Source organism: Brevibacillus sp. (genome assembly GCF_003521185.1).
In the GTDB taxonomy this organism is placed as follows: Bacteria; Bacillota; Bacilli; order Brevibacillales; family Brevibacillaceae; genus Brevibacillus; species Brevibacillus parabrevis.
Map to the genome: position 1 here is coordinate 125,299 of NZ_DOTK01000005.1, position 12,451 is coordinate 137,749.

The window sequence follows — 12,451 nt, forward strand, 5'->3', positions numbered from 1 at the left end:
CGTTACCTGGCGCTTACCCCGTGAAACAATGTATCCGTGACCAGTTGCGCTGCCGGCCTTTTGGCGAGACGCCCATCCTGCACCTGCTGCCACGCAATGAAAACAAGCATGTACAGCGCATTCCAGACCCAATCCACGCTCATATCCTGGCGCACGATCCCTTTTTCCTGCAACAGGCGGATCGCGTAGCAAACCGGCTCTTTGAGCTTGTGCTCGGCCGCGATAATTTCCTCGCTGTAATAAAGCGTCGCGTCGTGCGTCAGGAAGTAAATTTTGTCGCCAAGCGGAATCAGCGCCTCGATCAGCGCCGGGATGTAGTCCTCCAGCTTTTCCTCATCGAGCGGGATTTGTCGCATGCTCTCCCCCACAACTTGAAGGGCACGCAGCCCCAACTGAAGCATCAGCTGCTCCCTGCTCTCGATGTACCGATGCAGCGTAGCGATGCCAATCCCCGCATATTCGGCGATTTCGTTCAGCGACGCTGTCGGCTTTTGAATCAACAACTCGGTAGCGGCATCCAAAATGGCGCGAAGCCGCGCTTCTTTTATGGCAGATCGGGGATGGTTCACTCGGCAGCCCTACTTTCTCATGCTCATGGTCGCACATTCATGCTTGTTTTTGATAGTTTTATCTATCATTCGATACAAATGTATATCAACTCCCAATTTCTTTCAACACAAGAACCGCATTGGTCACGGATTGTTCAAGAATCGGCTGGCTTGCAAACCGAACTGCTTCTTTGGAACTATTTGAGAAAAAAAGGATGAATTGTATACTGTTTCAAAACGAATCGAGGGGGGATTGTTCGTGAAATTCACGGATGCTCCAAAATGTTTTTCCTGCAATCAAGCCATCAAAATAAACGTGCACATTCGCCCGGTCGGAAACTCATCTACGTTCGGCACAATCGCTGAGGTGAGGCTTTTGAACAAAGTGGAGGGGGGAGAGGAAAAGCAGCTGTACCTGAGCGCCCGAGCTCAGTGCTACAATTACGCATGCCGAGCCGTCAACCTCTTTTACTACGTCGTCGGCGAGCAAAGCATGCGCTACCAACGGGTATTTCCCGCTTTCACAAGCGCAAACGGTTGATGCTGCTGCAATAAGCAAGCCCCACGTAAAAATCCCTGTCCGCGGATCACACCATGGACAGGGATTTTCTCGTCTTACTTCAACAAGTTTATCGTCGTAATAATAATCGGCATCGCAAACACGTCGATCAGGAAGGCCCCGACAATCGGCACGACCAGATAAGCTTTTCGCGATGGGCCGAAGCGCTCCGTCACTGCCGCCATATTCGCCATCGCATTCGGCGTGGCACCGAGGCCATGACCCGTAAAGCCCGCCACCATTACAGCCGCATCGTAGTTTTTGCCGAGCAAACGGAACAAAACGAAGATGCCGAACAAGACGATGAAGACCACTTGCACGAACACGATCACCAGCATCGGAAGCGCCAGGGCAGCTACTTCCCACAGCTTGATGCTCATCAGCGCCATGGACAAAAAGATTCCGAGTGTCACATCGCTGATCAGGTTGATGCTTTTCATATCAATCGCATCCGGTTTGAATTTGTCAACGACATTGCGAACGATGACAGCAACGAACATCGCTCCCACATAACCAGGCAAAACAAATCCCGTCGCCGTGGAAAACAGTCCGCCCAAGTATGTGCCCACCGCCATACAAAACGTGATCAGCAATACTTGCGTGAAAAAAGCGTTCGTGACGATAGGCTGCGCCGCCTCTTCCACGTTTTTCGCTGTGTCCTCCACTTCCGTCGGCTTCAGATTGTGCTTCGCAATCAAATACTTCACGGTCGGCCCGCCGACCAATCCCCCGGCTACAAGACCGAACGTAGCGGCAGCAATCCCGATCGCGAGTGCAGATGGAATCCCCAAATCTTCCACCGTTTGACCAAAAGCCGTCGCAGCACCGTGACCGCCTTCCATGGAAACGGCGCCAGCCATCATGCCGATGAGCGGGTGAATACCGAACAGCGAGGCCAGCGAAACACCGATCACATTTTGCGCCAAAGCCAAAAAGCCACAGGCAATCCAGTAAATGACGAGCAGCTTCCCGCCCAGCTTGATCAGCTTGAAACTCGCTCCCAGTCCCACCGTAGTGAAAAACGTGAGCATGAACAAGCTTTGCAAAGACGTGTCCAGGGAAATCTCCACTGCCCCGCTCGCTTTCAACACTGTAGCGACAATCGCAAACAACAGCCCGCCGACCACGGGCGCCGGAATGCAAAATCGTTGCAGCAAGCTTGCTTTTTTCACCAGAAAGCTTCCCAAAACGAGCAAAGCGACAGACAGAAAAATGGTACTGACCTGATTAAGTGCGAGTGTCATTGTTGTCTCCTCCTAAAAATCCCGCGATGGCCTCGTTCGTCAAATAAGCACCTAGCTTCACCGTTTTCCCGTTTTCATCCAACAGCGGATTCACTTCACAAATATCGAAAGAAAGCGTTTTCTTATAAGCGGCAACGGTACGAATTAGACTGCGGACGATCAAAGGCGTCAAGCCAAAAGGCGATGGGGCACTCACTCCGGGAGCGCTTGCTGCACTCAGCACATCCGTGCACAGTGTGAGCATGATCGCATCGCGTTCTTCCATAAAAGCGTTAAGCTGGGACACGATGTCCGCCATCCCCGCTTCCGTCATCTCTTCTTCCAAAATATAGCGGACGCCCAGCTCGTCCGCTTTGTCGAACAGTTCCTGCGTATTGCCAAACCGCTGGATTCCGAGCACAAAGTAGTCGCTGTTCGGGTCTTGCTCCAAAATTTGCCGAAACATCGTCCCGGATGAAGGCTGCCTATCGTAGGCCCGCAAGTCAAAATGAGCGTCGATATTGATGATGCCAAGCGATGCTTCTGTTCCGATATGGCTACGGACACCTGCATAATGTCCGTACAAAGTCTCATGTCCTCCGCCCAAAATGATCGGTGTTGCTGATTTTGCCAGTATCGCCGCTACCGCTTGCCCCAATTCCTGCTGCGCCTCTTCCAGTCGTTCATGCGGGCAAGCGACATTTCCCACATCCAGGAGACGGCTGCTTTCGCTTTGCCTCCACGGCAGGCTTGCAAGCGCTTGCCGAATCGCGTTTGGCGCTTTTGCCGCCCCGATTCGCCCTTGGTTGCGGCGTACGCCTTCATCGCATTCAAAGCCGACAATCGCGCAAGCCCTGCCTGGCGTTGCCTGCAAGTGCGTTAGTTCGATCTGTTCCACCACTTGATGGTAGCGAAAATGGCTTCTTTGCGTAGGATGGTCTGTCCGCCCGGTCCATATCGTCGCTGAAACATGCTCTCTCAAGATGTTCATCCTTTCTGAACCTTCTGAAGTAGATTTTGTTTATTGATTATATAATGGCGAACTTATTATGACTAATATATAATTTTAATAAATTAATAGCTTGAAGCTATAAATCCGAAGGAGCGACTCAGGTGGACATCAAGCAATTGCATTACTTCGTCACGGTTTCCGATCTGTTGAGCTACTCCAAAGCCGCACAAAAGCTGCACATTTCCCAGCCTTCGCTAAGCAACGCGATCAAAAATCTGGAACAAGAGGTGGGCTCGCCCCTACTGGAAAGAAACACGCGGAAAATCGAGCTGACGGACGCTGGAAACATTTTGTACCAGAAGGCGATCCTGCTTCTCTCCCAGATGGACACGCTGAAAAAGGAAATGGCGGAAGTCAAGGAAACCGGGAGCGGCCAGCTCATCATCGGCATCATCGAGTCGGCCAAGCATTGGGTGCCCAAAGTCATTCGCAACTATCAGGAACACTTCCCGTCCATGAATATCAAGCTGATCGAAGTCCTGAGCGGACAGGCTGTCAAAGATTCCTTGCGCAAATACCACACCCATCTGCTCATTACGAACCAGTCTATCCAGGAAGACGATCTCCAAACAATTCCGCTCTACATCGAGAATTTGGTGCTTGTCCTGCACAGGAGCCATCCGTTAGCGCAGCAAGAGTCCGTCTCGCTGAAAGAAGTGGTGGCTGAGCCTTTTATCATCAGCACAGAAGGCTTCCAGACTCGGGAAAACATCTTGTCGGCTTTTGCCATGGAAGATGTGGAGCCGCGCATCAAATTCGAGATCGAACGCTTCGAAACCGCGCTGTCGCTCATCCGGGAAAATCTGGGGATCACGATCATTCCCGAAAACTATTTGGCTGGCGTAAGCGACCCGTCCATTGTGCGGAAGAAAATTGATTCATCATTTTTGCAAAGAACCGTTTTTTTAGCTTACTTAAAAAATCGTTACTTGACTCCGGCGGTTCGGGCATTTTTGGCAGGGATACAAGAGGAGTTTGGTTGTGGGAGACGAGAGTAGTTTTTGTCAGGAAAGGCAGGGAACGTTTGACTTTTGCTGCGGGTGCGTTCAATCTGGTCAGTTTTTTCATCCGCCTGCTCGAATGATTGATTCGCCACGCTTTGGTTGTAAGAATGCTCTTGCTAATTTTCTTCTTCATTTCCTTGCTATTTCTTTGCTGTTTCCTTCCTATTTCCTTGCCGATGCACGTAACTAACGGTCCTCACTCGCTTGCGTTACGGGAACTTACCGTTCCCAGCCGCAAGCGGGCCGTTCTCATCCGTTTCCCAGTTTGTGGTATACTGGAACAGACAAAAAGGAGGGAACATTTTGACGATTATTCGAAAAAACCCTGAAACGGTTGCACCACCTGTAGGCTCCTACACGCATTTGACGATCTTGCCAAGAGATGCCGAGCTGCTCGTGCTGAGCGGACAGGTTGGCATGGACCCGTCTGGCAACCTCCCCGATGAAGTCGAACAACAATTGCGTCACGCTTTACAAAATGTGGCCCTCATCCTGCAAAGCGAGGGAGTCTCGCTGGACGGAATTGTCAAAATCAACATCTGGATGACCGAGAAACTGGAGCGCACCAGCTTCCAGGCAATCTGGAACGAATTTCACGGCGGCAATCCGCCTTCGACCACAGTAGCCTACGTCTCTGCCCTGGCCCAGCCAGCATTGAAAGTAGAAGTGGAAGCGTGGGCAGCGCGATAAGCATGAGGAGGTGCCAAGGTGCTTAAAAAAATCCAGGAATCCGTGTACATGGTTGTCGTCTCGCTTTCAGTCATTGTGGAATGGTTCGCATAAAAAGGTGGACTTGTCTTTCCAGGATGTGCCCGGCATGATGATGTCTCGGGCTTTTTTTACGAGGTGGTTCGCTTGTGCAGGTGCATCCGCACCTTGCTCGGGCTGGCTTCCTTTTGCAGACGCATCTACCTTGCACGCGCCGCTGGCTTCCTTTTATAGCCGCATCCACCATCCACTTTCTAATGCAAACAAGCCAAATTTCCCAACCAGCACACATGCAGCTGGAGTGCCACTTACTTTCATTTTCAAGAGGTGCAAGCTATGTTTTCCCCCATTATCAGTATCTTAATGAGCATCTGACTGTACAGAGAAGCAAAGCTTCGCAACGAGCCGCGAGCGCTTTGGGCGACTTCCGGGCTGTTCTTCTCTTTTTTGGCGATGGGTGTGTTTCACTTGAAATACGGGAATCGCACGCAAGGCATTGTCGCTTTGCTCTTCGGGATTGTTATTTATTCTTTTTGGCTTGCGGATTTTGTGCGTGCATAACGCTTCTAATGCCAGTGGAGCAGCTCCCTGGTTTTGTCTTTTGTCTGTTTGTCTTTGGTCTGCTTGTTTCTGGCCTGTCCCAGCTTTTTCCCCCTGTCCAATCGCCCTTTGCCCACTCCCTGCTCTGCTCCGCTCCCCTCGCCTGCCATTTCTGCCATGGCCGACTCGCTCTTTCTGTCCTCATGAAATGAACCAAGTCCCGCATACCTGAAAAAACCCCCGGATATCCCGGAGGCTGTTGACGGATGTACTGAAAAACGGCTGCGAAATGGTGTATTTACCAATCCGGCTTCTTTAATAGAGAACTTCCAAAACAAATTCATTCGATCGAAACAGCATTTCCAACGACTTTTCCTCAATCCTGACCCTGGCAATGAGTTCTTGCGGGTTGGCAAAGCATGCGGCATCCTCCGCGCCATATTGGCAAAAACAGCGGCCGTTTGGAGTATTCGTGATGGAGTAGCGTTTTTCTTTATACGTAAATTCCACTTCTCTGCCTTGGAACAAATCAAGCGTAAATTGATCGTATGTATAAGCCATAAGCGCCTCCGCGAAGATTAGTGCCTTTTCATGTGGATGCTTGTTTGTCATAAAAACAGCTTTTCGCTGCCGATTAAACTTGCTCTCGCGTCTCTTGCCCGCTTCGCCTGGTTGTTCACCTGCCGCCGCCTGTAACCAATCTCATCCAAACACGTACTTCATGGCGAAAGGAGCGCTCGGTATGTATGACTTTTTCTCTGTCGCGTTTGTCGTCATCTTTCTCCTTGCCTGGGGTGTAATCGTACAGGTCAGGTCGCTGCCGGGAAAATGGCTGTGTCTCGTTGTCATGCTGCTGTTTTTGTGGGGGCTGGTCGAGTTGCTGGACTATATGTATCCTTCGGCGCCGCACTACGAGTAGGCATCTTGTCTTACCAACTTGTTACGCGGTTACGCCCCTCTGATCCATCCCCTCGACATGCTGGCCTTTTTTTAGGCTTGAAGACGGCATCACCTTTATTCCTTGTTCTTAGCAAAATACCCTTTTTCAAATACACACACGGTTTCAACGGGAAGACTTGTGTTCTCGAAGGCAAATTCGGCATAAACACCAAAGCCCAATGCTAATGAAACAAAACCCGTTCCGTTCGTTTGGATGTCAGGATCATATTGCCTGACAAACGTTTCTGCTTCCTCGTAAGGAATATTCATGAGGTTTTTTCCATGAAACATGACCGAAATCCGCTCCGAATAAAACTCCATAAAATTACATTTATTGGTATCATTTCTAAAATACACAAAACAACAACGGTAATCATCCATTTTGTCATATGTATCCGTACCATAATGGAACCTGCGCCCCGCACGAGGTTGAAAATTCAGCGCGGCCTGCACTTCGTCGGGAGTCATGCCAAGCAACAGCTCTCCCGCCCCTTTGTATGGGTCTATATGAAACTCTGTAGTTGCCGGATATTCTGTCCTATTTCTCGGAGGTGGGAGTCGTTGCTCCGAGTTGAATGGCGTTGGTTCCTCCAGATTGTATTTCTTTTTCAACCGTTCTTTTACATCATCGGGAATCATCTGCACTCTCCCTGCTCTGGTTAATGTTCCCCCAATCGCTCCAGCCACTTTGCGAGTTGTTTCTTGGAGAACTGCACATCGTGGGCAGCGTGTGCTCCTTCTTGGCTTACCCACTTTTCCGCAATCTCCATGACGATGTCTATGGTCAATTCGTCTGTCTGCTGAAACAAGTCATCCTCATCTGCTCTCCAGCGCGACCAAAAAAGCCAGCACCATTCCGCCAGTTCCGCCGCGGTGTGCGAGTTTGCTTGGGCACATGATTGCTTTAGCAAGTGGAGCAGGCTTTCTTTCGTGTGCGGGTAGTCTTTCAAGGGAATCATCGTATGTTCACTTCCGTTTGTAAAATTGGGGGAGTTTGTTTGTTGAGCGCTCATAAATTGGTATAATTTACAATAAACGAAATCAATTCGATTTTCAATTTCAAGCAAAAGGCGGGCATTTTTTGTACTACTGGCGAAATCAGCGGGGCTACTTTTTGGCGCTGGTGTTGATGTTATCGCTTTACTTCACGGTTCGAATCGTCTGTTCATACAAAGGCATCTTTATTGACCAACATTTCGAGCTTATTTTAACACTACTCGCAACAATGCTTTTGATCCGTCTCATCTTTTCCCCAAAAAGATAACATTCTTTGGCTTGATACACGTTCTTACAGTCCATGAAAAAGCGTTTTTCTCTGATTAGGGGCGCACTCTGCCGACAAAAAAGAGGCGCAATCGCAGCCGCCTCGTTCGCTAATTCACTATCGGATTTTTGACGCTCAGTAACAGCTTATCTTCTTTTCCAAAAATATCGATCGTCTGCACGTGCCCCTGGAGCACGGCTCCGTTTTCATTGACCATGCCCAAAAACGGATGCGTCAGCTGGTCAGCGATTTTCTTGCTTTCTTCTGATTCCGTCAATCCGGTGTAAAGGCCAAGCTTGTAAAAACCTTGCTCGCCCTTCGCGATCGCCAGTTTCAGCTCTTTTTGGTACCACGATGTCATCGAGAAGTTTTCGTGATAGTCCTTTAGCATCACTTTTTCAAGCTCGGCCAATTTTTCAGCCGGAAGGACCGCGGACTCCTCCGCCCCCTTGGCCGGAACTGCCTTTTCCGTCGATTCATTCTGTCCACTCGGAGCAAAAAGCCCCAGCGCGATGGAAACAAATCCTACAGCCGCAATGATGTTCATTCTCTTAAAAATTCGTTTGGCTTCATTCTTTTGCTTCTGCGCGTCCTTCCTCATCCCGACAAAAGCCATGACAATGGCAACAACCACCGCGATAAACCCAATTGGCAAAAATAATACAAAAGACACGCTGTTCCCCCGTTTCCTCGTCGTTTTCCGGCGTCTTCTTCTATCGCTATCTGCATCGATTGTACCATTAACCTCTTGGTAATGAAATTCAGTCCTGACATATACTCTGGGGAAAACTGAGTTGGCTGCGGGCATACAGTCAACGATAAAACGGCTTGAAACACATCGGGCGCTGATTGTGGATTCTCCTTGTGTAGACTACTGGCTGCTGTGGTTGTGGTGACTCCATCCTTACCCGAATCCAGAGTTGAGCCGCCCCATAAAAAATCCCCCCAAGTAGACAGAGGTAAGTGTTTGATTTTTCTGGCGCTATGAGGGGATCGTATTAGCATGTGGGCGAGAGTTCTCCCGTTATGGCCGCTCTCCGCTTTGATATGTCACGATCGGAGCTTTAGGAGCAACTGGTCGCTCTCCGCTCTGGGCAAAAGCACTGCCAACCGAGCCGAATAAAAGGCACAACATCAGCCCGAGACTGATTTTTCTCATTTTAAACACCCCCTTCAGATGCCGCTTCGCAATCGGATCAGCTACGCTCAAAATCACCACTTAGACGAATTGGCGTCTTATTGCCGATCGCTCCGTTTGGATGACCACTTTCTTCTTTTTTCACGATCCTTTTTTATAAAAAGAACTTTCCTCTAGTCTGGCACTTCAATGTACTCGGACACTCTGGACTTGAGTATCTCGATCAGTTCTTCATCCATGAATCCATAATCATCGGGTATACTGAGACAAATGACTTTCTTGCCTGCGAGCCTTGCTCCAAACTTATCTGTCAGCCTTCTAACATGCTTTTTCTCCATGGCAAAAATCAAATCAGCCCAGCCAATATGACCAGCAGTGACTTTGATCCGCGCATTTTCCTCTGTTCCCGCAGATCTCACATCATAGTGATTGTATCCGTGAAAAATTTTCTCTGCTGTTAAGCTGCGCCATTTATTTCTGCTGCAAATGAACAAGATTTTGATGCTCGCCGCCTCCATTTTACTTTCGCTCTGAACCTCGACACTCACCATCTCGTGTGCAATGGCTATTTGTTCAGCGGTTATTCCGTGTCGTTCGACTCAATACTCCTGCTGCAAGACATCCCGCCCTCCAAAAAGCAAACTCACCACAATAGTACCATTTTCATATTTTTATGGGGATATTTTCATACGAAACAAAAAAAGACGAAGTTACCTTGTTTCTAATGAATAAAGAGATACGCCTCTACTCTTATGGTAAAATCCCCTAGACTTGCCAACAAAACAAACAGGGAGAGCATGCCATGATCCTTACCTTTTTCAAATGGCTATTCGCTACCATTCTCATTGTTGAAATACCAGTAATGATCTATGTTCATTTTGTGTACGGTATTAGTCTTCGATTGGGAGGCATCGGGCTCTTGCTAATCATTACGTATCTCTTATTTGCTTGGGATGCGAAGCGCACAGCAAGAAGGCTTGGCCATCGTTAACAGTTCTTTTGGGGCTTTTTTTCTTTTTCAGCACTTCCATGCAAAAGCAAGTCGTAGACGCACCCAAATGTTATACTATTCACAATTCAACGAACAAAAGAAGCGCCACAAACCGCAAAAGGATGATTGGATTGAAAAAACTGCTGCTGTTCCTCTACGACTCATTCGCAGAATTTGAAGTAATTACATTAGTCACGGCACTCAAGAGAACCGACTACACGCTTGTTACTTTTTCGACCAAGCCAAAAGGAGAGGCTGTTACAGCCTTATCTACGCTATGTTACCTTCCTGCCCGATCCGTTCAAGATATCGATGTTGACGAATTTGCAGCCCTGGTTATTCCGGGCGGCGCCCCCCATCCGTTTCTGCACGACCAAAAATTGATACAAGTTATTCGGGCATTTTACGAACAAAACAAATTAATCGCAGCGATTTGTGGTGGGCCTTCCTTGCTCGGCGCAGCCGGCATTCTCAATGAAATTGCCTATACTGCCTCTATTGAACCGAGTGATCTGGAATACGAGCACGTGATGAATTGGGAAAACAAGCGAAATGAACGGCTTGTCATCGATAAGAACGTGATTACAGCTACAGGCTCCAATTATCTTGATTTTGCAGAGGAAGTGTTGCGAAGGCTTGGCGGTGTAGAGCCTGATGATGAGAATCCTTTGGCATACTTTAGAGAGCCGTCGATGTCGTAGCTGCAAGTTGCTATCGATACTGCAATCGGTCAAGGAACCACTCATCATAGAAGCACTCTCAACCTCTTCTACTTTTCATTGTAGTTTAGGGGTTGAGAACACAGCGGGTCGTTTTTGTAGCCTTCAATCTTGGAACATCACCAACGAGTAGTTTTGGTTCCAATAACACAGGTATATATAGATTGGTTAAATCGCCGAACAGATTTCCTTGTTTGTTTGAAATGAAGAACCGTCTTATCTGACGGAAACCATAGTTGCCTTGCAAAAGGATAATATCTTCTGCTTAGCTTATCAGTTAAAGCATCTCAAACCCAATCAATAACTAAATATTAACAATTTTGGTTTTTTCTCCGATACTCCTAATATATTCTGAATAATGATATAGGAGTGAGGCATTTATGGCAAAAAATATATCTATTCGTGATTACACACCTAGCAAAAGTAACACTTCGCAAACTACAAAAGTTACAGTTCCAACTAAACCAGCCTCTCCGCCTAAAGAAGTAGCCGTAACAACCACAAATCCAAAAAGTGACTCCGTTCAAATTAGTCCAGCAGCACAACAAGCTTATAAGAGCAGTCAAGTCACACCAGCCCTGTCCACTCCCCAAAATGAAAAAAATCCGACTGTCCAACCGAAATCAACAGTAATCGCCAAATCCATTCCAGAAGGCACTCATAGCGGGAACTCAGGCTCAATAACCACCGATAATAAATCCTCAAAACAAGAGCCTGTTGTAAAAGAACGTATTGACAAAGATAAAGAAGCACATGGTGTTGTTGTGAAAGACCATAGAGATAAGGATAAAGATTTACATGGTTATACCAATACTAAACCGCAATCTAACAAAGACACCTATGACCCCTATGCCATACTTAAGCTGAAAGCACAGACTACGCTCCCCAATAAGAATCTAATCAAAATACTTAGCAATCAACCTTCTCAGCCTTCTATAACAAATTCTAAGTCTGAATACATAAAACAAGAGAAAAAGGTCTCAACAAATACTTTTGAAGGTCCTGTTGGAGAAATTGATTATATTTCATTTGGTGGAAGTGCAATTGCAGGCGGTGGTGGTGGTGCCGCAATCACAATTGACAAAAACGGAAAGGTATACATAGGAGGAAATATCGGGATTGGCTTTGACGTCGGATTCAGTGGTAAAGCTGGTTACATACCTGATGATATTAAACCAGAAGATTTCATCTCAGGAACTGCAATAAATGAAAGCATACAACTTGGACCAATTTCAGGAGGGCTCACTAAACCTTACAGTTCTACAGGTAGTTCTCCAACGGGACTCGAAGTTGGTGTAGCAGGAAAAGTACCAATTGGTGGCAGTATTACTTACGGAGGAACTAAAGAAATTCTCGATATTAAAAGGGACATTGTAGAGCCTGTTAAAGACATTGTTGAGGACGTAAAGGACCTATTTAGAGAAAAAAGATCAAGAGACCGAGAAGAAAAGGAGAGTAACGATAGAAATATTGTCGAAAGAGTAATTCGATCTATTTTTGGTTAATCAAATTAAATCATCAATAGTAGGAGTGTATATTTCTTGAATGACTCGCCTTGGATATTAATCGCACTTGTAATCCTTTCCACTATAGGTTTTTTCACTGCGTTCAGAACCAAGGACGTCCAAAAATTACGTTCTAGAATAATTGGATCAGCAAGCGATCCTCATAGCCAATTTGATTATTGGTTATTTAAAATCATTGGATTCTTGATGTTTGCTATTGGAGCACTCGTAATAATAGCGAGAATATTAAACCTACTTATTTAGTGTCCCCCTCTTCTGCTTGTATAGCAAATGCAAAGCA

At 47.3% G+C, this 12,451-nt stretch carries 16 protein-coding genes; 6 read left to right on the forward strand and 10 right to left on the reverse strand.

The genetic code is table 11. The annotated features are described in order from the left end of the window. Positions 1-2: 2 nt before the first annotated feature. On the reverse strand, positions 3-569 hold the full coding sequence (locus DEP07_RS01340; RefSeq protein WP_122964863.1) for a TetR/AcrR family transcriptional regulator: 567 nt from the start codon (positions 567-569) through the stop codon (positions 3-5). A gap of 238 nt (positions 570-807) precedes the next feature. Between DEP07_RS01340 and DEP07_RS01345 the strand changes: the two genes are divergently transcribed. Further along, on the forward strand, positions 808-1,089 hold the full coding sequence (locus tag DEP07_RS01345) for a hypothetical protein (protein ID WP_122964862.1): 282 nt from the start codon (positions 808-810) through the stop codon (positions 1,087-1,089). Positions 1,090-1,163: 74 nt separating this feature from the next. On the opposite strand, the gene gltS is transcribed toward DEP07_RS01345, so the two are convergent. Both gltS and hutG read right to left on the reverse strand, forming a co-directional pair. Continuing rightward, positions 1,164-2,351 carry a sodium/glutamate symporter gene (gene gltS, locus DEP07_RS01350; RefSeq protein ID WP_274874102.1) on the reverse strand — a complete coding sequence of 396 codons (1,188 nt, stop codon included), beginning with the start codon at positions 2,349-2,351 and terminating at the stop codon, positions 1,164-1,166. Then, a complete protein-coding gene (hutG, locus tag DEP07_RS01355) occupies positions 2,335-3,321 on the reverse strand; it encodes a formimidoylglutamase (RefSeq protein ID WP_274874103.1) in 987 nt (328 codons plus the stop codon). The genes gltS and hutG overlap by 17 nt, the downstream gene beginning before the upstream one ends. Positions 3,322-3,443: 122 nt before the next feature. Between hutG and DEP07_RS01360 the strand changes: the two genes are divergently transcribed. Both DEP07_RS01360 and DEP07_RS01365 read left to right on the forward strand, forming a co-directional pair. After that, positions 3,444-4,340 carry a LysR family transcriptional regulator gene (locus DEP07_RS01360; protein WP_274874104.1) on the forward strand — a complete coding sequence of 299 codons (897 nt, stop codon included), beginning with the start codon at positions 3,444-3,446 and terminating at the stop codon, positions 4,338-4,340. A 309-nt stretch (positions 4,341-4,649) separates the two neighbouring features. Next, positions 4,650-5,036 (forward strand): RidA family protein, encoded by a 387-nt coding sequence (locus tag DEP07_RS01365; protein WP_173596955.1) that lies wholly within the window; start codon positions 4,650-4,652, stop codon positions 5,034-5,036. A gap of 584 nt (positions 5,037-5,620) precedes the next feature. Here the strand turns inward: DEP07_RS01365 and DEP07_RS01370 are convergent. Further along, positions 5,621-5,773: a hypothetical protein gene (locus DEP07_RS01370; RefSeq protein WP_173599838.1), complete on the reverse strand. Its 153-nt coding sequence runs from the start codon at positions 5,771-5,773 to the stop codon at positions 5,621-5,623. A gap of 136 nt (positions 5,774-5,909) precedes the next feature. Beyond that, entirely contained in the window at positions 5,910-6,155 is a 246-nt protein-coding gene (locus DEP07_RS01375) for a hypothetical protein (RefSeq protein WP_173596952.1), read from the reverse strand. Between the two features lie 181 nt (positions 6,156-6,336). On the opposite strand from DEP07_RS01375, the gene DEP07_RS01380 reads away from it, so the two are divergent. Then, positions 6,337-6,513, forward strand: a complete 177-nt coding sequence (locus DEP07_RS01380; RefSeq protein ID WP_173599837.1) for a hypothetical protein — start codon at positions 6,337-6,339, stop codon at positions 6,511-6,513. A 95-nt stretch (positions 6,514-6,608) separates the two neighbouring features. On the opposite strand, the gene DEP07_RS01385 is transcribed toward DEP07_RS01380, so the two are convergent. The 5 genes from DEP07_RS01385 to DEP07_RS01405 all read right to left on the reverse strand — a co-directional run bounded on the left by DEP07_RS01385 (position 6,609) and on the right by DEP07_RS01405 (position 9,453). Next, on the reverse strand, positions 6,609-7,172 hold the full coding sequence (locus DEP07_RS01385) for a hypothetical protein (RefSeq protein WP_173599836.1): 564 nt from the start codon (positions 7,170-7,172) through the stop codon (positions 6,609-6,611). A gap of 20 nt (positions 7,173-7,192) precedes the next feature. Next, complete coding sequence (locus DEP07_RS01390; protein ID WP_122964858.1) at positions 7,193-7,492, reverse strand: hypothetical protein; 300 nt, start codon at positions 7,490-7,492, stop codon at positions 7,193-7,195. A 414-nt stretch (positions 7,493-7,906) separates the two neighbouring features. Beyond that, positions 7,907-8,470 (reverse strand): hypothetical protein, encoded by a 564-nt coding sequence (locus tag DEP07_RS01395; protein WP_287101988.1) that lies wholly within the window; start codon positions 8,468-8,470, stop codon positions 7,907-7,909. A gap of 351 nt (positions 8,471-8,821) precedes the next feature. Then, on the reverse strand, positions 8,822-8,956 hold the full coding sequence (locus tag DEP07_RS01400; RefSeq protein ID WP_256436801.1) for a hypothetical protein: 135 nt from the start codon (positions 8,954-8,956) through the stop codon (positions 8,822-8,824). A 152-nt stretch (positions 8,957-9,108) separates the two neighbouring features. Then, positions 9,109-9,453 carry a low molecular weight protein tyrosine phosphatase family protein gene (locus DEP07_RS01405; RefSeq protein WP_173596948.1) on the reverse strand — a complete coding sequence of 115 codons (345 nt, stop codon included), beginning with the start codon at positions 9,451-9,453 and terminating at the stop codon, positions 9,109-9,111. 604 nt (positions 9,454-10,057) lie between these two features. On the opposite strand from DEP07_RS01405, the gene DEP07_RS01410 reads away from it, so the two are divergent. Both DEP07_RS01410 and DEP07_RS01415 read left to right on the forward strand, forming a co-directional pair. Further along, entirely contained in the window at positions 10,058-10,627 is a 570-nt protein-coding gene (locus DEP07_RS01410; RefSeq protein ID WP_173599834.1) for a DJ-1/PfpI family protein, read from the forward strand. A gap of 398 nt (positions 10,628-11,025) precedes the next feature. After that, positions 11,026-12,150, forward strand: a complete 1,125-nt coding sequence (locus DEP07_RS01415; protein ID WP_274874110.1) for a hypothetical protein — start codon at positions 11,026-11,028, stop codon at positions 12,148-12,150. Positions 12,151-12,451: the final 301 nt, after the last annotated feature.